Annotated in this window: 15 protein-coding genes and 2 pseudogenes; 9 read left to right on the top strand and 8 right to left on the bottom strand. The window is 41.7% G+C overall.

The genetic code is table 11. From position 1 onward, the window contains the following. Positions 1–14: 14 nt before the first annotated feature. The 3 genes and pseudogenes from P150_RS0113070 (at position 15) to P150_RS16550 (ending at position 1,608) form a co-directional block, all read left to right on the top strand. Complete coding sequence (locus P150_RS0113070; protein WP_028898076.1) at positions 15–392, top strand: hypothetical protein; 378 nt, start codon at positions 15–17, stop codon at positions 390–392. Positions 393–586: 194 nt separating this feature from the next. Continuing rightward, positions 587–964 carry a hypothetical protein gene (locus P150_RS0113065; protein WP_028898075.1) on the top strand — a complete coding sequence of 126 codons (378 nt, stop codon included), beginning with the start codon at positions 587–589 and terminating at the stop codon, positions 962–964. 1 nt (position 965) lies between these two features. Beyond that, positions 966–1,608, top strand: a pseudogene (locus tag P150_RS16550) (response regulator transcription factor). 326 nt (positions 1,609–1,934) lie between these two features. On the opposite strand, the gene P150_RS0113055 reads toward P150_RS16550, so the two are convergent. Further along, positions 1,935–3,395, bottom strand: a complete 1,461-nt coding sequence (locus tag P150_RS0113055; protein ID WP_028898074.1) for a DASS family sodium-coupled anion symporter — start codon at positions 3,393–3,395, stop codon at positions 1,935–1,937. Between the two features lie 131 nt (positions 3,396–3,526). Between P150_RS0113055 and P150_RS0113050 the strand changes: the two genes are divergently transcribed. Then, positions 3,527–4,642, top strand: coding sequence for an ABC transporter substrate-binding protein (locus P150_RS0113050; protein ID WP_028898073.1), 1,116 nt, complete (start codon positions 3,527–3,529; stop codon positions 4,640–4,642). A gap of 17 nt (positions 4,643–4,659) precedes the next feature. Next, positions 4,660–5,673 (top strand): iron ABC transporter permease, encoded by a 1,014-nt coding sequence (locus P150_RS0113045; RefSeq protein WP_028898072.1) that lies wholly within the window; start codon positions 4,660–4,662, stop codon positions 5,671–5,673. 9 nt (positions 5,674–5,682) lie between these two features. On the opposite strand, the gene P150_RS0113040 is transcribed toward P150_RS0113045, so the two are convergent. Further along, positions 5,683–7,245, bottom strand: a complete 1,563-nt coding sequence (locus tag P150_RS0113040; protein ID WP_028898071.1) for an L-lactate permease — start codon at positions 7,243–7,245, stop codon at positions 5,683–5,685. A 195-nt stretch (positions 7,246–7,440) separates the two neighbouring features. On the opposite strand from P150_RS0113040, the gene P150_RS0113035 reads away from it, so the two are divergent. Beyond that, the gene (locus tag P150_RS0113035) at positions 7,441–8,652 is read left to right on the top strand and encodes a uracil-xanthine permease family protein (RefSeq protein WP_028898070.1); all 1,212 of its coding nucleotides are present in this window, start codon (positions 7,441–7,443) and stop codon (positions 8,650–8,652) included. A gap of 180 nt (positions 8,653–8,832) precedes the next feature. Here the strand turns inward: P150_RS0113035 and P150_RS0113030 are convergent, their stop codons facing one another. The 3 genes from P150_RS0113030 to pflB form a co-directional block, all read right to left on the bottom strand. After that, on the bottom strand, positions 8,833–9,159 hold the full coding sequence (locus P150_RS0113030) for a hypothetical protein (RefSeq protein WP_028898069.1): 327 nt from the start codon (positions 9,157–9,159) through the stop codon (positions 8,833–8,835). A gap of 145 nt (positions 9,160–9,304) precedes the next feature. Further along, positions 9,305–10,075: a pyruvate formate-lyase-activating protein gene (gene pflA / locus P150_RS0113020; RefSeq protein WP_155953052.1), complete on the bottom strand. Its 771-nt coding sequence runs from the start codon at positions 10,073–10,075 to the stop codon at positions 9,305–9,307. A 229-nt stretch (positions 10,076–10,304) separates the two neighbouring features. Next, complete coding sequence (gene pflB / locus P150_RS0113015) at positions 10,305–12,551, bottom strand: formate C-acetyltransferase (RefSeq protein WP_028898067.1); 2,247 nt, start codon at positions 12,549–12,551, stop codon at positions 10,305–10,307. Between the two features lie 874 nt (positions 12,552–13,425). Here pflB and P150_RS0113010 point away from each other — a divergent pair. Together P150_RS0113010 and P150_RS0113005 are read left to right on the top strand one after the other, a co-directional pair. Further along, on the top strand, positions 13,426–16,677 hold the full coding sequence (locus tag P150_RS0113010) for a carboxypeptidase regulatory-like domain-containing protein (RefSeq protein WP_028898066.1): 3,252 nt from the start codon (positions 13,426–13,428) through the stop codon (positions 16,675–16,677). Between the two features lie 91 nt (positions 16,678–16,768). Continuing rightward, positions 16,769–17,101, top strand: a complete 333-nt coding sequence (locus tag P150_RS0113005) for a cupin domain-containing protein (protein ID WP_028898065.1) — start codon at positions 16,769–16,771, stop codon at positions 17,099–17,101. A gap of 203 nt (positions 17,102–17,304) precedes the next feature. Here P150_RS0113005 and P150_RS16545 read toward each other — a convergent pair. The 3 genes and pseudogenes from P150_RS16545 to P150_RS0112990 all read right to left on the bottom strand — a co-directional run bounded on the left by P150_RS16545 (position 17,305) and on the right by P150_RS0112990 (position 19,159). Next, positions 17,305–18,150 (bottom strand): annotated as a pseudogene (locus tag P150_RS16545) (transposase). 153 nt (positions 18,151–18,303) lie between these two features. Beyond that, the gene (locus tag P150_RS0112995; protein ID WP_028898064.1) at positions 18,304–18,906 is read right to left on the bottom strand and encodes an OmpH family outer membrane protein; all 603 of its coding nucleotides are present in this window, start codon (positions 18,904–18,906) and stop codon (positions 18,304–18,306) included. A gap of 58 nt (positions 18,907–18,964) precedes the next feature. Then, positions 18,965–19,159, bottom strand: a complete 195-nt coding sequence (locus P150_RS0112990; RefSeq protein ID WP_028898063.1) for a hypothetical protein — start codon at positions 19,157–19,159, stop codon at positions 18,965–18,967. 77 nt (positions 19,160–19,236) lie between these two features. Between P150_RS0112990 and P150_RS0112985 the strand changes: the two genes are divergently transcribed. Beyond that, on the top strand, positions 19,237–20,688 hold the full coding sequence (locus tag P150_RS0112985) for an aminoacyl-histidine dipeptidase (protein WP_028898062.1): 1,452 nt from the start codon (positions 19,237–19,239) through the stop codon (positions 20,686–20,688). Positions 20,689–21,086: the final 398 nt, after the last annotated feature.

The raw sequence follows: 21,086 nt of genomic DNA, 5'->3' as shown, positions 1-21,086 counted from the left end.
CAAAACAAGAAGAAATGACATTACAGCAATACTTTCAGGCATACGATTTTGACGAAATCTATCCACATATCGGACTGATGTATCCCAAAGCACGCAAGCTCCGTAAGGAGTTCAGGTTGGCTTATGATATGCTTCTCGAAATCAAACCTACGCCAACAAAGAAGTACATTCATTATCAGTTGATGGAAGATCCTGATACAAACGAAATGTTTTTTGGTGCAGACGACAGTAATTTTAACGGTCCTTGGGACATACTTTTGGCAAAAGAAGTAAAAAAAGATGGAAAAGTAGACCTCGGCAATGAAGAAATCGTAGCCAACTGTCTGCTCAATACCATCCTTATTGGCAGACATCCACGTGCTTTCGACCAGTATTTTGAGGCTATAAGATAATTTCAACTTCATATTAGTTCGTATCAAATAAGGTTCAATTGTTCTAGAAATAATTGAGCCTTATTTTTTAGAGTGCAGCAAAAGTAGAGATATTAAAGAGATATTGCTTCAAAATCAATCCTCACTTTGTGGGAAGATAATGGAGTACTATCATATTTTATTCGTATTTTTGCACACAGAAATAATAGAAATAGATGGGAAGAAATAAATTTTCGGAAAGTGAAATAAAGGAAATCGGCAGATTGCTCAGGCTGAAGAATGCCGGAAACAGGTATCAGCAGAAGATGGTAAGACACGATTTGCGTGTTAATTACGAATTTAATATCTCTGATTTCAACGTTCCCGGTAAAGCATTCGGCGAAGAAGAACTCACGGATGCCATTAAGCGTGGAGTAATTCAGATACTTGACGATCAGACCATTGTAGATATGAAGGAGAAACGTGCGCGCGACAAGGCGCGGGACGAAACAGCAAAGGAAAAGCAGGCTATAGAAACTGGCGAAGCTACTGACTGGAAAGAGGCTATGAAAGAATGGGAGGAATGGGAAAATAATTCAGGAAAAACATCGTAAAATGAACATCATCATAGCAGACCATCAGGATATCACGCGCGCAGGTTTATTATATGTAATCTCCAAGATGAAAGACGTTGTCTGTCATTTGGCAGCCGACAAACAAGAGTTGCTTTATCAGTTGAAGAAAAAATCCAGAATCCATTGTTATTTTGGATTATACACTCTTCGACCTGAAGGATGAAAACGAACTTTTAATCATCGGGCAGCGGTTTCCTGAGATGATGATAATTCTTTGGAGCGAAGAATTGAGCATCCCTTTTGTTCGGCTGCTCATCGGCTCAAGCAGTATGATCAGTATTCTTTTGAAAGACTCTCGTCTGTACGAAATCCGTCAGTGCATTTCGGAAGCAATGCATGGGCAACGTTACATCTGCCAACAAATGACCGAAATGCTTACAAGTCCTGCCGTTCCTTCTGATTTCCAACTGATTAATCTCACGAAGACGGAAACGGAAATATTGAAGGACATAGCACAAGGTATCACTACGAGGGAAATAGCCGAACGCCGTTTCTCTTCCTTTCATACGGTAAACACGCACAGAAAGAACATATTCAGAAAACTTGGCGTGAACAATGTACACGAAGCTACAAAGTACGCCATTCGCGCAGGCTTGATAGATACGGCTGAATATTATATTTAAGCAATCTACTTAATGATATTCTTTTTGTATTACACGTTATTTCCCATACACTTCTTAGGCTGTTTGGCACTATACCAAGAAAGAAACTGAAGAATAGGTTTGCGAGTTCGGATATCTGCTGAGAAATGAGAAATCGAGTTTTCCTAATAAATAGAAAAGCTCGATTCTTTAGATTTTATTTAGGAGGATATTAAAATATCAGTTGAAGAGTTCTGCAAAATATTGATACGAATATGATTTGCAATGACTTTATTAACTGTAAAACTTTAGATTTGTAAATTCTTTAATTCCTTTGTCTATTAAATCCATCCTCTTTTTTTATTTAATTAACCGAACAGGTGCAATTCTCCAATGATGAAGAGGAGTACATATCCTAAAGCGATTGAAATAAGACCACAAGTGAGACCGGTCTTCAACATATCCTTTTGTTCTACCAAACCTGTTGAGTAAGCGATGGCATTTGGAGGAGTTGAAATAGGTAAGCACATTGCGGTGGAAGCGGCGATTGCAATACCAATGAGTACTGTACTTGTTCCACCGATTGAGTTTAAATCCATAGCACGGCAAACAACGGCAAGAATTGGTACAAGGAGAGCCGCAGTAGCTGTGTTTGATATGAAATTTGAGAGGAAATAACATACAAGCCCAGAGATGACAAGTACCAAAATAGGACTCCATTCGCCGAATGGGATACTCTCAATAGCTGCATCAGCAAGACCTGAACCGTTCATTCCCAGCCCCAATGCAAAGCCTCCGGCTACCATCCAGATGACAGCCCAGTCAATCTGTTGAAGGTCTTTCGCTGTAATGACACCTGTAATTGCGAACAGTCCCATTGGAATCATTGAAACCGTATTAGTATCGATACCAGTTATTTCCTTCGGAATGACCCATAGAAGGATGGTAATAATGAATGTAGCAATAACAACCCACATACGCCAACCTTTATGTATTTCGCCATTGATTTCAAGATCGATGTTTTTTTTGCTGAATGGGAAGAAATAGAGAATTACCCTCCACGAAATAAGCAACAGGATGATAACGAGAGGCACCATAAAAATCATCCATTGGCCAAAGCCAATGTGCATATCAAGCCCTGCCGGATCGTTGAGATATTTCAATGCAATCATATTCGGAGGCGTTCCGATAGGCGTACCCATACCTCCAAGATTGGCAGCGATAGGAATAGACATTGTCAGTGCTATACGGCCTTTACCGTTTGCAGGAAGAGCAGCAAACACCGGAGTGAGGAACGTTAACATCAGAGCCGCAGTGGCTGTGTTGGAAATGAACATCGAGAAAATACCGGTAATCATCAGAAAACCGAGCAGTACGTTCTCGCTCTTCTTTCCGAATGGACGAATCATACTCCTTGCAAGCAGCGTGTCAAGCCCCGATTTGGATGCAGCAATAGCAAGAATGAAACCTGCAAGGAAGAGCATTATAATGGGATCGGCAAATGATGCCATTATTTCCTTTGCTTTCAATAAATCTCCTATACCTTCGCCTTTGAAGAATCCAAAGGAGTTTTCAGACACCGTTGTACACATTATCGTCATAATAGCCAACGAAATGGCCCAAGCGGGAATACATTCCGTAAGCCAGGAAAGCGTGGCAAAGACGAAAATAGCGATGATACGCTGTTGAACTACTGTTAAGCCATCGATGCCGAATGAACTATTGGGCAGATTCCACACAATGGCTGTAATCACGATAATAGCCAAAAGTTCCCAAATCTTTTTCATTTCAATGTGGTTTGTAAGAGCATTAGAATTCTTTTCAGACATGGTATAAAAATATTAATTAATGATTGATTATCTTCTTTATCAGTTCAAACGTTGCTAAATTACGAAAAAATATTGTAAACTGACAAAAATTCATACTTTTTTTGTACTTTTGCCGAAAATATTTCTAAGCTATGCAAAAGTTACTGGTAGTATATACCTTATTATTATGTTTGTTTTGTGGATGCACAAACAATGCTGTGAAAAATGAGAAATCAGATGCTTCTGACAGTACTTTGTCGTTCAAATATGCGCAAAATATCAAGATGGAGCGTGTGGATGATGGTATAAAGGTAAGTTTGGACAATCCTTGGAAGAAAGGAGAAGTGCTGCATACCTACTATTTGGTGGACGATGTGAGCAAAGCACCGAGTGATGGCACTGCAATTAAAATTCCTTTGCAGCGTGGAGTCTTCTTCACTACTGCCCACGCAAACCTGATGGAGATGCTGAAAAATCCGAAAGTAATAGCCGGTATAGCTGATGCCAAGTATATGCTGATACCAGATGTTCAGGCAAGAATCAAATCGAAAGAAATTGTGGATTGTGGCGATGGAATGAAACCCGACATAGAGAAGATTATTGATATGAAGCCCGATGTTTTGTTGCTTTCGCCATTTGAAAATAGTGGTGGCTACGGCAAACTTGACGGATTGAATATTCCAATCATTGAATGTGCTGACTATATGGAAACGTCTGCTTTGGGACGTGCCGAATGGATGAAATTCTATGGAATGCTGTTCGGTTGTGAGGATGAAGCAAACGCATTGTTTGCTGAGGTGGAAAAGAATTATATGGCAGCAAAGAATGCTGCAAGCAATGCAAAGGAAACGCGTTCAGTCCTTCCTGACCGTATGGTTGGATCGGTTTGGTACTTGCCCGGTGGCGAAAGCAGTGTGGGATTGCTTTACAAAGATGTAGGTGGAAACTATGCTTTCTCCAACGACAAGAGTAGCGGCAGCCTGTCTATGCCGTTTGAAACAGTCTTAGACAAGTTTGGAGAAGCGGACTTTTGGATAATGAGTTACAATGGAGAGATGAACAAACAACTGCTGCTTTCGGAATATCAGGGCTATGCAATGTTGAAACCATTCAAGAAAGGCGAAATATATGCTTGTCCTGCGGACAAAGTTCCATATTTTGAAGAAGTGAGTTGGCGACCTGATTGGCTGTTAAACGACCTTATTCAACTCTTCCATCCTGACTTGAACAAGAACAATTTGAGATATTACAAAAAGCTATCCGACTAAGTGGCTCAATACTTCTTATGATTAGAGGAACTCGTATCTTCATATTCTTGCCACTGTGCATTATTCTTTTATTTGCATTGAATCTTTATATTGGTTCGGTGCAGATACCCTTTGGAGATGTGGTTGATATACTTACGGGAAAATTTGAAGGCAAGGAGAGTTGGCTATACATTATCATAGAAAACCGTTTGCCACAAGCCTTGACGGCAATGTTTTGTGGAGGAGCACTCTCTGTTAGTGGACTGATGCTGCAAACAGCCTTTCGCAATCCCTTAGCAGGGCCTGATGTGTTCGGCATTAATTCAGGAGCGGGACTTGGAGTAGCCCTTGTTATGCTCTTATTAGGGGGAAACGTGTCTACTGCTTTTTTCTCCGTTTCGGGCTTTATGGCAGTTCTTCTGGCTGCATTTGTGGGGGCAATGGCCGTTACGGCACTGATATTCTTCTTTTCATTAATTGTCAGAAACAGCGTCTTGCTGCTGATAATCGGAATAATGATTGGCTATTTGTCTTCATCAGTAGTGTCATTGCTCAACTTCTTTGCTACTGATGAAGGTGTAAAAAGCTATATAATGTGGGGAATGGGTAACTTTGGAGGCGTTTCAATGAAGCATATTCCAATGTTTGTTGCCATTATCTCATTCGGAATATTATGTTCACTCCTGTTGATGAAACCACTCAACGCCTTACTCTTAGGCCCTCAATATGCCGAAAGTCTGGGAATAAACACACGCCGTGTGCGAAACTATCTATTGGTGGTAACCGGACTTTTATCAGCCATTACCACAGCCTTTTGTGGTCCAATTGCTTTCATAGGATTGGCAGTACCTCATATTGCACGCCTTCTATTAACGACAGAGAATCATCGAATGCTATTGCCTTCAACGATTCTCTGCGGTGCTTTGACAGCACTTCTTTGTAATATTATCTGTTATTTACCGGGCGAGGCAGGCATCATTCCCTTGAATGCCGTAACTCCACTCATCGGAGCACCCGTGGTAATCTATGTCTTGATGAAATCAAAAGGCTGATAGCAGTTTCTAACAGCCCCAATATACCATCAAGCCTGCTATTACGATATAGCCTATGGCGTAAGGAATGGCAGACTTCAATATCTCTCCATCCTTTCCCTGCATATTGCAGGCAGCAGTTGCAACGGCTATACTCTGTGGCGAAATCATCTTTCCACCCGATGCACCCGTTGTGTTCGCAGCCACGAGCCAGTTGGCCTGGGTAGGATCGAAGCCCAAATGGCCTGCAACATTGGCCTGCAATTTGGCAAAAAGAATGTTTGCCGATGTGTCGGAACCTGTTACGAAAGTGCCGATTGCACCAATCAATGGTGCAAAGAACGGATAAAAGACACCCGTCAGGCTGACCAATCCACTCGCAATAGCTCCGATCATACCACTGTAATTCATTATCGAAGCCAAAGATATGAGACTTATAATTGTGATGACGGTTTTACGCAGATTAACCACTGTACGCGCCAACACTACCATCAGCTTTCCGAAACTCATCCCCTGAATCAATCCACCGATAGTGGCACCGAGGAAAAGCATCAAGCCTGCATTGCTGATCCATCCGAACTTGAACGTTGAGCCAATGGCAGGAAGAGGAACTTGACTCACTAAGTTGGATTTCAGGAAATTGTTAATAGGAGGACACAGCGCACCCGAAAGAAGAATGAATGCCAAAATGAACAGATAAACGCTCCAAGCCTTGAAGGTTTCGCCCAGCGTGTAGCGTTTCTTTTCTGACCTTACTGCTTCGCTTTCTTTCTTGGGCATCAGCTTTGCAAAGACCAGAATTACAATGATGGCTGCAATAGAGCCGATAATGGCGGGCGTTTCTGCACCAAGATATTTTGCACAAACGTATTGTACGCCGAGCGATACCGAACCAACGGCAAGTGTGAGCACGATATTCTTCACGATAGCTTTTCTGTCTGTCAGCATCAGGATGATGAATGGCAAGAGAAAGAACAACGGCGAAAGTTGAAGAACTGCCATACTCGCCACTTCGCTAATTCTTTCAGGCGATGCTGCACCACCCACGGTAACCTCGTTGCACAGCGTTGTAACCGGAACGCCTACTGCTCCGAAGATAGTGGGCACGGTATTGGCAAGTAACGATACGAGAGCAGAGAACAAAGGCTTGAATCCCAATCCGATAAGGATAGCTGCGGGAATGGCAACTGCCGTTCCGAAACCTGCCATTCCTTCAAGAATGCCTCCGAATCCCCACACGAGCATCAAGACAATGATGCCTTTATCATCGGAAATAGACGTGAACTGATTTTTGTTAACCTCTATTTGTTTGCTCTCAACAAGGATGTTGTAACTGTAAATCGCCATCAGAATAATGATGAGAATGGGAAAAACAGCCTTCAGAACACCCTCTGCCAAGCTCCACCCTACAAGTCCATAGACGCTGCTTCCGGCATAGGTTTCAGGAATGATGCTCAATTCCGGGGCAACGAATAAACCTAAAAGAACAGTTACTGCGAGGGTAATGATTGCGCTTTTGTGGCCGGCCATATTGAAGCCCAGCATAAGAACGAAAAGCAGCACGATAGGAATGATTGATATTAATGCCGACATAATTTATTGTATAGAATTTGTGTTACTGTCTGTAAAGATACGAAAAAGAATAGGAAATACTATTTATTATCTTCTTTTTTTGATTCAGATGTAACATTCTTTCCTTTATTTCCTCCATATTAGCAAATTTTTAAGTAATTTTGCAGCCAGAAATCATAGTTTGTTCTATGCGTTTTTATAATATAGTTTAATAAAATGAACACAGCAAATTTATCTCCATTCCGAAGAACGATAGTAGGCGTGCAATTCTTGTTTGTCGCTTTTGGTGCTACCGTCCTCGTCCCTTTACTCGTCGGTCTCGACCCGGCAACGGCCTTATTCACGGCTGGAATAGGAACTTTTATCTTTCATTTCGTTACGAAAGGTAAAGTTCCTATTTTTTTAGGCTCGTCCTTCGCCTTCATTGCTCCCATCATTGCAGCCTCCAAGCAGTGGGGAATGCCGGGAACATTGGCAGGGATCATCGGCGTTTCGCTCGTTTATTTCCTGATGGCAGCCCTTATCAGATGGCAAGGCAAGAAGTTGCTCGACCGGCTTTTCCCTCCCGTTGTCATTGGTCCGGTTATCATTCTCATCGGCTTGTCGCTTTCAAGTTCTGCCGTTGATATGGCAAAGACCAACTGGATTTTAGCGTGTATCTCTCTTTCCGTAGCTATTCTCGTGCTCTCGTTGGGAAAAGGACTTATCAAACTCGTGCCAGTCGTATGTGGAATCGTGGCAGGCTTCATCGTGGCAATCTGTTTAGGAGAAGTAAATTTCGACAAGGTGGCTGCTGCTCCTTGGATAGCACTTCCTCCGGCATTGTCCGATTTCCAGTTGCCACAGTTTGCTTGGGAACCATTCCTCTTTATGATTCCCGTTGCCATCGCACCGGTTATTGAACATATCGGCGATGTCTACGTTGTAGGAGCAGTTGCACAGAAAGATTTTACGAAAGAACCGGGGCTTCATCGCACGATGTTGGGCGACGGCTTGGCTTGCCTTGCTGCAAGTTTCTTCGGTGGTCCTCCTGTAACTACTTACAGCGAAGTTACGGGAGCAATGAGCATCACTAAGATTACTCAGCCACAAGTTATCCGTATATCAGCCTTTACAGCCATAGTTTTCTCCGTTATTGGTAAATTGAGCGCATTGCTTCAGAGCATTCCACAAGCCGTTCTGGGTGGTATTATGCTGTTGCTTTTCGGAACGATAGCCTCCGTAGGCATTCAGAACCTGATTCAGAATAAGGTAAATCTGAATCAGACACGCAATACAATTATCATCTCCGTTACACTGACTATCGGTATCGGTGGAGCTATCCTTAATTGGGGAGATTTTGCAATGAGTGGTATCGGACTTTCAGCCATCGTTGGAGTTTTGCTCAACCTTATTCTGCCTAAGGAAAAAGAAAAGACAGAAGAATAATAAAATTAGAAACCCGAGTTCGGGACAAATCCTGAACTCGGAAAAATAAGAATACAGGTCAATAAGTTTACCATAAGTTGCTTTTCGGTTCAAGATAATTACCTAAAAGCAAAGTGGTAATGGTGCGATGAATGGGCAGATATATTTGACTTGCAAACCCATTAGCTTGCAGTCTCTGACTTATTTTCTCAAAGTCATTCTGTATTTTTCCCTCACTCTGCTTTCTACTTCCTCAAGCGTTTTCTTGCTCCCCATTCTTGCTTTGATAATTCTATAACCCAACCAAATCATTACCATTCCAATCAAAGCCAACAGATATTGGAGTATGATATGTAATCCGAAACCCTGAATAAAGTTCTCAAAGATAACAAATCCACCTATTAATATAATATAATCAGCCCATCCCCAACTGAGATAACTCTTTGAGATGCGCTGATATTCATCGTCGTTGGCAAGCACTTTTCCTCGGTTTTCCTGCCATATCTTTTCAAATTCTTCGTTTGTCATACGTGCAAAGATACTGAAAAAAGTTGAACTCTCCACTTTAAAAGCAGATTCTTTAATAATCCTTTTTCTCCAGTTCGATATGGTCTAAATTCCTGCTCATAGCATTCTTGACGAACTAACGATGAAGTAGCGTGGTTCACATTCATTACTTTTGTCCTTCCAATATCTGCAAAGCATTCTGAACACGTTCTTCAGATGGGGGATTAATGTCCTTTAATGAATAAGGAATATTGAGGTTTTCCCATTTATAAACGCCGAGAGCGTGATAGGGGAGGACTTCTATCTTTGCAACATTTTGGAGTGTTGAGATGAAATCACGCATACGATAAAGGAATTCATCCTTATCAGTGATAGTAGGAACGAGAACGTGGCGAATCCAAACAGGCTTGTTTATTTCGGACAGATAACGCGCACAGTCGAGAATATTCTCATTTGGCCAACCCGTAAGTTTCTTGTGTTCAACTGAGTCTATATGTTTAATATCAAACAATAGCAAATCGGTATAACGCATTAATTCTTCAAACTTTTCAAAGAATATTCCTGTCCGACGGAAGGGTTGAGCAGAAGTGTCCAGACAAGTATGGATACCTTGCGCCTTTGCTTTGCGGAAAAACTCAATAAGGAAGTCTATCTGCAACAAAGACTCGCCGCCACTGACAGTTATTCCTCCTTCTTTTCCCCAATAGCTGCGATACTTAACAGCCTGCGAAAGAAGTTCGTCAGCAGTCATCAACTGGTCAGACTTCACATCCCACGTATCTGGATTATGGCAGTAGCGACAGCGCATTGCGCATCCTTTCAGGAAGACGATGAAACGAATACCCGGTCCATCGACAGAACCAAATGATTCGGTTGAATGTACACGTGCCTTTATCGATTCCATAGCATTGGAAGTTTCAAGTTCATAATCTTCCATTTTGGGAGTGGAAAGTAAATCTTTGCTATCAGTTGCTGTCATAATGTTTCTGTTCTGTGATTGATAAAAAAATAATTGGGCAATGTGTGCCCAATTATTTTAGGATATTAATGCGCTGAAAGGCTGTGATAAGCAAATATAAACATTTATGGATTATATTTCAAATCACATCTGACAGGCATTTATGGTTTTCCCTTCTTTCCTTTTATCGGGAAAGAGTGGGGGAGTTTTACATCTTGCCGTGTGCTTGACGTGCAATTACGTCTTCCTGCTGTTCGCGTGTCAAGTCGATAAACTTAACTGCGTAACCACTTACACGGATAGTAAAGTTAGCATATTCTTCCTTTTCAGGATGCTCCATACAGTCGATAAGTTTCTCTACACCGAACACGTTTACGTTCAGGTGGTGAGCACCGCGACCGAAGTAGCCGTCCATTACACCTACGAGTGTATTTGTCTGCTCCTCAACATTATGACCGAGTGTGCTTGGAGCAATGGTCTGAGTATTTGAAATACCGTCGAGTGCATATTCGTAAGGCAATTTGGACACAGAGTTCAAAGATGCCAAAAGACCGTTTTGCTCTGCACCGTATGATGGGTTGGCACCGGGAGCAAGAGGAGCACCGTCTGGACGGCCGTCAGGCATATTTGGAGTGTACTTGCCGTAAACTACGTTTGAAGTAATGGTAAGGATACTTGTTGTAGGTTCAGAATCACGATAGGTATGATGCTTTCTGATCATGTTCATAAATGTCTTGAGCAACCATACTGCAATTTCGTCTGCACGGTCGTCATCGTTACCATAGCGTGGGAACTCTCCTTCGGTCTTGAACTCGAGAGGGAAGCCAGTTTCATCACGGATGATATTAACCTTAGCGTACTTGATAGCGCAAATAGAATCAACTACGTGGCTGAATCCGGCAATACCAGTAGCGAAAGTACGACGAACATCGGTATCAATCAATGCCAACTCAGCAGCTTCGTAGAAGTACTTGTCGTGCATATAATGGATAAGGTTCAGTGTGTTTACGTAAACACCAGCGAGCCATTCCATCATATCCATAAACTTAGGCATAAATTCCTCGTAAGTTACAACGTCGCCTTCGATTGGACGAAGTGCAGGACCACACTGTTCGCGTGTCTTGTGATCAACACCACCACTAATAGCATAAGTCAAGCACTTAGCAAGGTTGGCACGAGCACCGAAGAACTGCATTTCCTTACCAGTCTGTGTTGCAGAAACGCAGCAGCAGATAGAGTAGTCATCACCCCAAACCGGACGCATAACTTCGTCGTTTTCGTACTGGATGGAGCTTGTTGTGATAGAAATCTTTGCCGCATACTTCTTGAAGCCTTCAGGAAGGGCAGGGGAGTAGAGTACTGTGAGGTTTGGTTCTGGCGAAGGACCCATATTCTCCAATGTGTGGAGGAAACGGAAGTCATTCTTTGTAACCATAGAACGGCCGTCCATACCCAAACCTGCCATTTCCAAAGTAGCCCATACTGGGTCGCCTGAGAACAACTGGTTGTAAGAAGGAATACGAGCGAATTTAACCATACGGAACTTCATTACCAAATGGTCTATCAGCTCCTGTGCTTCAGCTTCGTTCAATGTACCTTCTGCGAAGTCGCGCTGGATATAGATGTCAAGGAAAGTCGAAATACGGCCAACCGACATAGCGGCACCATTCTGTGTCTTGATGGCTGAAAGATAGCCGAAGTAGAGCCACTGAACAGCCTCGCGAGCATTGCTTGCAGGCATAGAAATGTCGTAGCCGTAGATTTTTGCCATTTCTTTCATTTCCTTCAATGCCTTGATCTGCATTGAAATTTCCTCACGAAGACGGATGATGTTGTCAGTCATCACACCGCAACCACAGTTGCGAAGGTCTTTCTTCTTCTCTTCAATCAGGAAGTCTACACCATAAAGAGCAACACGGCGATAGTCGCCCACGATACGGCCACGACCGTATGTATCAGGCAGACCGGTAAGAATATGATTGTGGCGAACGAGTTTCATCTCGTCTGTATAGCCATCAAATACGCCGTCGTTGTGAGTCTTGCAGTATTTTGTGAAGATTTCGTGAAGTTTCTCAGATGGAGTGTAACCATAAGTAGTACAAGCCTGTTCAGCCATCTTGATACCACCGTATGGCATAAAGGCACGCTTCAGAGGCTTGTCAGTCTGAAGACCAACAATTTTCTCCAAGTCCTTCATTTCTTCACTGATATAGCCGGGGCCGTATGCAGTCATACTGGAAACTATTTCTGTTTCCATATCGAGAACACCACCCTTGGCACGCTCTTCTTTCTGCAATTCCTTCAGTCTTCCCCAAAGCTTATCAGTTGCTTCAGTTGGTTCAGCAAGGAACGATTCGTCGCCATCGTAAGCCGTGTAGTTGTTCTGGATAAATTCGCGCATATTGACTTCATCAAGCCACTTCGTGCCTGTGAAACCTCTCCATTCTTTTCTCATACTTGAATGTTATATGTTTTGGTAAAGAACTTAGCCAACTGCAATTTGAGCATCGCAATTGGCTGTTAATAAATTTGTGTGCAAAGTTAGTCGGTTTGCACATTTTTCACAATACTTAAATTTTAGTATTTTGTACTGCACAAGTTTTTCTTAGTGTGCAGAAATGCTATAATAACTCCTTGTCAATACCTAATAGTAGGTATATAATCATAACTTATAACTGCAAAATGCTATCTATGCTTAGCAAAATAGATGTTCAAAACCTTGTTTAATACTAACATTAGGTATCTATCGTTGTCTTTTATGAAAACCATAGATTGAATAATTTTTCCTTGTATCTTGTTTTATGTACTTATACTTTTCGTTTATTTCTTCACAGTAATTTCATTATCCTAATCCGTTAAAACAATATAGTATTTCAGAGTGATTGAAACGTGATTTCCAAGTAACCGAAGAAAGCCTTGCAATCTTCGCACGTTTGCATTCCATTTTTACGAAGATTAGAACGCATTCTTCGCACTTTAAAAAATCAAGATATTAATAGCTGACTTTCAGCTACTTACAAGCTGAAAACAATTAAGCGTTATATAAATTCCGAATTGTTAGCTGAATAAAGACTGGATGTATTAGAATACATAATAACCAAATGAATATTATGAAGTGAAAGCACAATAATCACATAATGATGATTATGATAAATAATTAATTAAATAATAATTTTATCTTCCTTGCATATACAGAGTATTTCAGGTTTAGTTTAACTTATTAGCTTATTTTTAAAGTTTTAATAAATTTGTAGTGCTGTTTCAATAAATTATAGGTATATTTGCAGCATAATACAAATAAACGTTATAATCCTTTAATTTAAACAATTATGCAAAGAAGATTATTCTTTATAGTTGTAAGTTTTTTTGCCTTAGCCACTTCAGTTATGGCACAGATTACAACTTCTGGAATTAGTGGAAAGATTACGTCTCAAGGCGAGGATGTAATCGGAGCTACTGTTACAGCTACGCACCAACCTTCGGGCACTGTTTACCGAGCTGTAACAAACATTGACGGCCGCTATACTATTCAAGGTATGCGTGTTGGTGGACCATACAAGGTTGAAGTTGCCTACATTGGTCAGCAAACAAAAACATTCAATGGTGTAAATCTCCGTTTGGGTGAGACTGAAGACTTGTCTTGTGCTATGGAACAAGACACCAAAGAACTTCAAGAAGTTATCGTTACCGGAGTTGCGGGTATCAATGCAACCAAAACCGGTGCTGCTCAAAGTCTCAACGCAAGACAGATTGCAGAAATGCCAAGTATTAATCACGGTATTGCAGACGTGGCCCGTTTGAATCCACAATTGACAACTACCAGTTCTGGTGCAATGTCGTTTGCAGGTACAAACAACCGTTACAACCAATTCCTTATTGACGGTGCTGCAAACAATGACGTTTTCGGTTTGACCTCAAATGGCTCCAATGGAGGTCAGGCTGGTGCGCAACCTGTGTCAATGGAAACCATTGAGCAAATTCAGGTAAACGTTGCCCCGTTCGATGTTCGTCAGAGTGGTTTTACCGGTGGTTCTATCAATGCTATCACAAAAAGTGGTACGAATCAATTCCACGGCAGTTTGTATGGATATGGTTACAATCAGAACTTGATGGGACACCATTATAAATTGGCTGACGGAAGTGGATATGCACCAAAGTACAATGAAGAAAGAGATTACAACTGGGGTGTAACTTTTGGTGGTCCTATCATTAAGGACAAGCTCTTCTTCTTCGCCAACTACGAAATGAATGACAAGTCGTATCCGAACCTCTATGCATACGGTTCAGCTGATTCACGTGTAGATATGAGTCAGGCTACCGACATTATCGGAAAACTTCAGGATATGGCGAACAAGCAAGGCGTAGTCTATCCCGGTGCTTTTACCACAGAGGATATTTATTCCAAGAGTCAGAAAGGTGGTATTAAATTAGACTGGAATATTAACGAATTCAACAAGGCTACTTTCAGATGGAGTCTTGTTAATGCCAAGCAGTTGAATAATGGTGGAGGCCGCACGGCACTGAACGACAACCTTTATAGTTATCCATTCAAGAGTGTTACCAACTCATTTATCGCAGAGTTGCAAAGCCGCCTCTCCCCTACTATCAGTAATGAAGCTCGTGTAAGTTATGTAAGAGTTCGCGACCAAAGAGCTGTTGGTTCTCCGTTCCCATCAATTTCTATCAGCGGTGTCGGTGGAGGTACCATCAATTTGGGTAACGAACGTTCGTCAATGGCCAATTCGTTGGATCAGGATATCTGGACTATCGAGGACAATCTGACTTGGTACAAGGGTAACCATACGTTCACTTTCGGTACACACAACGAAATTTATAAGTTCTCAAACCTGTTTATTCAGGATCTTTATGGAACATATAGTTTCCAGACTGTTGATGAATTCAATAGATATTATACAGATTATATGGCTGGTGCAATCGATCCTAAGCGTGCCTATTTCAATACATACCGTTACGGTCACGCAAATACCGATGTTACCGGAGACCCTCGCTGGGCGGCAACTTTTGGTGCAGCGCAGTTGGGATTCTATGCACAGGACAAGTGGAATGCTTCCAACAATTTCCAACTGACTTATGGTTTGCGTATGGAAATCCCTATCTTCTTCGACACTCCTTCCGAGAATGCTCCATTCAACGAATATGCTGCAAACAGAGGTTGGGGAGTAAAGACCAATCAAAAACTTTCAAGCACTCCTCTCTGGAGTCCACGCGTAGGTTTCCGTTGGGATATCCAGAATGACCGTAAGTACATCCTCCGAGGTGGTGCAGGTATCTTCACAGGACGTATCCCATTCGTTTGGATCAGCAACAATTTCTCCAACACAGGTATTCAGATGTCTACCTACTATCTGAACCGTCCAAAGGGAATCAATCTTTTGCTTGACCCAAATAATCAGGAGCCTAATGTTGCCACAGCAAGTGCAGCAGGCAGCCAGACAGTCAATGTTTACGACAAGAACTTCAAGTTTGCTCAAAACCTAAGATTCAATCTTGGCTTCGACTTCAAGGCACTTGGCATCGACTGGACAGCAGAAGCTATCTATTCAAAGACATTGAACGACATTCTCTATAAGAACCTTGCATACGAAGGAACTGGTCAGACGTTCGGTCAGAAGTATCCTACATTGAGTTGGGACAACCGTCCTTTATATTCAAAGGTTACTTCAGGTACACCTTATAATAATGTCTATGGATTGTACAATACCAGCAAGGGATACACAGTAAACCTCTCAATGAAGGCCGAGAAACACTTCGATTTCGGTCTCGACTTGATGGCCAGCTATACTTGGACAAAGTCTAAGAGTGTAAACAATGGTGGTAGCTCTGTGGCAGAAAGCAACTGGCGTTACAACTATACTTATAGAAATCCTAATGATCCTGAACTTGGCAATTCGGCTTACAATGTTCCTCACCGTATTCAGGCTTCAGCTTACTACCACCTTCAGTATGGTACACAGAAACAATGGCAGACTACTATCGGTTTGATTTATTCTGCTCGAAGTGGCTCTCCATATACATTATACTATTATGGTGATGTTAATGAAGATGGAGCAAACGGAAATGACCTCTTCTACATTCCAACTGACGCTCAGATAGACAAGATGCAGTTTGAAGAAACTTCATATAACGTAAATGCACTCACAAACAGAGTATTCGGTGATACTCACGGAAAGACCTTAACTCCAGAGATGCAAAGACAATTATTGAAGGAATGGATTGCAGGCGACTCTTATATGAGCGAACACAGAGGCGAATTTTATGAGCGTTATGCTGACAATCTCGCTTTTGAGCATCATTTCGATTTGCACTTCGGCCAGAAATACAGCTTCAAGGTTGCAGGTCAGTTGAACTCTATCGAGCTTACTTTCGATATTCTTAACCTTGGTAACCTCTTGAATAAGGATTGGGGACATACTCACGGAGACGGCTTCGGTGTTTACTATAATCCAGTAACCTATCGTGGTGCAGGTGTTTATCAGTTCACAGGTGGATATGCTAATCGCGATTACAGCGATATCTTCAGCCGTTGGCGTGGTCAGCTTGGTTTGAAGTACACGTTCTAAAGAACATTCTTTCAAATAAAATAAAGATGGATACCCTTTTGAGTATCCATCTTTTTTATTACCTTTGTCTTAAACTCTAAAATAAAGGATTATGAAAATTGATTTTGAAAAAATAGCAGAAGAACATATTGAAGGATTCAAAGGAGGCGAAGGCAGACTTGACACTCGAAACTACGTAGACGACAGAGCCAGAATTATGTACTCTACCCTACGCCCCGGTCCAAAAAGTGGCAAACATCCACACGCTGGTTCATTTGAAGTAATGTATGTAGTAAGTGGCGAACTTACAGTACACTATGATGGTTCAGAAGAAATAATCAAGATGGGACAAGTGCATTACTGCCCTAACGGACATCAGCACTGGTTTGAAAACAAGACAGACCACGATGTAATCTACTTTGCCGTTGTTCCTACATTAGGTTAATTTAGCCTTAATGTTTACTTTCTCTTACAATAGCCAGAGATTTAAAGATAAATAAAACTCCCCGAAAATATAGAAATATTTCGGGGAGATTATTTTATTTAACTATATCTAAAGAAGAAATAAAGGCGTAATGGACATTTGGTAGGCTGAAAAAGCTCCAAATGTTCGTAATGGACAAATATGGTAGGCTGGCACATCCCAGCCTACTTTGTTATATTCAGGCCCCCATCAATAAACTTCTTTTTGTTGGTTTCGTTTAATCCGTTATGACTCAGTAAGGCTCTTTTAAGTTGTGAGTTGTACCCCTCTAATATATTGGTTGTGTTGGGTATGTTAGTTTCTGGATATTCTTCATATGTAAAGAGCCACTTGAGGTGTGTGCTTATAGACCTTCTTGCAGTTCTAAGTCGTCTGTGTGTATAAGTAGTCTTGCCTGATGCCAAAGTAGCTCTTTCATCCTAGAAATCTTCCCATAAGGCACACCATTTATCAAATTCTATTAAAAACCGCTCCTTGCCGACGGTAAACATCTTTCTTATCAATGCCAGCAATTCTATACTTGCAGGCAGATGAGGCTTACTTGTCAGAAGCCTTCTGATGATTTGTAGTTGATGAAACTGACACGTCTGTACAGGACAGGAGGTTATAGCCTGCAAAAGCCCAGTGTGTCCACCGCGGACTACTGCCTTTATCTTTGTTCCACCAGCTTGTATATATTTAAGTCCTGAGAGATAGTCCTTGTTGGTTTCATTCCTGACAAACCTGCGATAAAGGATTTTTCCAGAAGTTGCATCCTGAAACAGCATAACACCAAATGTTCTGGAGAAATAGGTCGTGTCCATTATGATTGTTGCTTCCTTAGGATAGGAAGGGGTAAAGCTGCCTGCCACCAACTTTAGTTTCCTGCGTATTGTCCTTTCTGAACATTTATGCAGGACCGAGAGTTCTCTAACAGTTCGTTTCTCTGTCAGATAGCTTCGCCATAATGATATACTGTCTATGCGATGACCACCTTGAAATTGCTTCTTGCAACCACCACAAGAATACATTTGCACACCACGACGATGACCTTCTTTTTAACATTTGAGCTACCACAGAATACACATGGTTTTTATTCATAGGTTTTCAAATGGTACAAAGGTAGTAAATAAAGGACATTTGGAGCTTTTCAGCCTACCAAATGTCCATTACGCCGAAATAAACTACTTCTTGTTCATTCCCTTATAATCCTTATTCAAACCCTTAACAATTTCATTGGTAATATTGAGTGCAGGGTCAGCACCGAGGATATTGCTGCCAGACTTAACAAGAATCATTGAATATTTCTTATCCTTATTGAAACGCTTGATGTAGTTCTCAACGCTATCGCTGACAGCTTTGAGATATTTCTCTGTATCGGACTGGAGTTCGCCTTGCAGACGTGCTGTCAGAGCCTGACCGTCCTGCTGTAACTTTGCGAGTCGAGCCTGTGCCTGCTCAAATTCTGCCTGACTGGCAAACTTATTGCTCTGCCCTTTCTGTTGGAATGAGCTGTAAGCTTGAGAAAATTCCTGTTCCTTGGCACCAATAGTCTTTTCGGCGTTCTTACTCTTTTCTTCAAGAATCTTCTTAACATCCTTCGCAAATGTGTATTGGCTGGAAATAGAATCAAATTCTATATATGCAATCTTCTGACCACTGGCAGAAGCTGCTGCCCCACCCTTTCCGGACGAAGCGTTCGTGTCGTTAGCTTGTGGCTGGTTGTTGCAGGAATACATTCCGAATGCCAATGCAGCAATTGCCAAAGTACCAAAAATCTTTTTCATTTTTTCTTTATTGTTTTTTGTTATTATTTCTGTTTATTAAAGCCGTTTGAAATGAATCTTAATAGGCTTTGTTGGCTGCTCGTGCAGCCTTGTCCTGATCTATCACGCAATGGATTCCCTTCTTGCGCAGATGTTCATTGTCGTGAATGTGCTGCGATTTGAAACTGCCGCCTTTTTGGAAGAATACTCTTACACCCAACAAAAGCATTGCAATAGCAATTATTAACACACTCAACAATAGAGTATCAATCATTTTCTTTAACTTTGCAAGTGATATTTTCGGCAAAGGTAATACAAATCAGCAAGATATCAAATAAAAAATTATTAAAAATGGAAAACATTCAATTAAAGCCCGCTCGTGTATTCGAGCAATTTGCTAAAATCAATGAAATTCCTCGTCCATCAAAGCACGAGGAAAAAATGATTGAGTATTTGGTAGAATTCGGCAAGAGCCGCAATCTCGATACAAAGGTAGACAAAACCGGTAACGTGCTTATCAGCAAACCTGCCACAAAAGGTATGGAGAACGTACCGACGGTGGTAATTCAGAGCCATATGGATATGGTTTGCGACAAGTTGGTGGATTATGAAATAGATTTCTTCAATGATCCTATCATCACTTACGTTGAAGGAGAATGGCTCACTGCCAAGGGTACAACACTCGGTGCCGACGATGGTATTGGCTGCGCATACGAGTTGGCAATCCTTGATTCTGACGACATTGAGCACGGACCTATCGAATGTCTGTTTACCGTTGATGAGGAAACAGGTCTGACAGGCGCAGAAGGTATCGAACCGGGATTTATGACTGGTAAGTATCTTATCAATCTTGATTCCGAAGATGAAGGTCAATTATTCGTGAGTTGTGCAGGTGGTATCACTACAAATGCCAAATTCAAATTTGAACGCGAGGAAGCTCCGGCAAACTTCTTCTTTATGGAAGCCAGTCTGAAGGGACTCATCGGTGGGCACTCCGGCGATGATATCAACAAGAAGCGCGCTAATGCCATCAAGATTATGGCTCGTTTCCTCTACATCATTCAAGAGAAGATGGACCTTCGTTTGGCACAGTGGAATTCCGGAAAGATGGACAACGCAATTCCTCGCGACGGCAAGATTGTCTTTGCCATTCCCAACGATAAGAAAGAAGAGGTAAAGGCAGAATGGAACATCTTCACAAAGGGTGTAGAAGACGAATATCACGTATCTGACCCTAATATGGTGTGGGGATTGGAAAGTACTGATGTTCAGAAGGTAATGAATAAGAACGTGAGCCGAAATCTTATCTTGGCTATGCAGGCTATCGACAACGGACCAGTTGCCAACTGTCAGGACGAAGTGCTTGCCTATCTCGTGGAAACATCAAGCAACGTGGCCGTGGTTCAGAGTTCGGAAAACGAAGTAAAGGTTGTGGCTTCTCAGCGTTCAAGCGTGATGAGCAATCTCAAGAATATGGCCAATACCGTAAAGGCTTGCTTGGAACTTGCAGGAGCTGAAGTGATTCAAGGCGGTGCCTATCCGGGTTGGAAAATGAATCCAAACTCTAAGCTCGTAGAAGTTGCTGTTGAGGAATATAAGAAACTCTTTGATAAAGAACCACAGGTACTTGGTATTCACGCAGGCCTTGAGTGTGGTCTGTTCTCAGAGAAATATCCTGATTTGGATATGGTAAGTTTCGGTCCTACTCTCCGTTTTGTACACACACCAGAAGAGCGTCTCCACATCCCATCAGCCCAAATGGTTTGGGATCATCTGCTTGCTGTGCTCAAAAATATAAAATAAAGGTGTAAGAGACAAAAAGAGACTTAAAAAAGTTCATTTCCCCTTTATCTATTAGGGGAATGAACCTTTAACAAGTCCTGTATGAACACTTTTCTTCTTTCTTTGGTAATGCTCTTGTGCAAGTTTAATTTTGTTTTCACATTAGAGTTGAGGACTTCTAGCTCATTGTTAGTATTAGGTAAGCCCAGTTTCGGATAGTCATAGTAAGTCCACAGCCATGGTATGTTTCTCTTTAAACTCAGGTATGCACTTCTCGTGGTTTTATGCACATAATGTGCTTTCCCGTCTGTTCTCTTTGCTCTCTCACTGATGAAGTTCTGTCCCTTCTCATACCACGCACTCAATGTCCCTCAAAAATGAATCTTTATCAGTATGGGGAACAATAATTTTATTTGTCT

Source organism: Prevotella sp. HUN102 (assembly GCF_000688375.1).
Lineage (GTDB): Bacteria > Bacteroidota > Bacteroidia > Bacteroidales > Bacteroidaceae > Prevotella.
The sequence above is the reverse complement of the archived record's forward strand: the minus strand, read 5'-3'. Positions and strand labels throughout refer to the sequence as shown.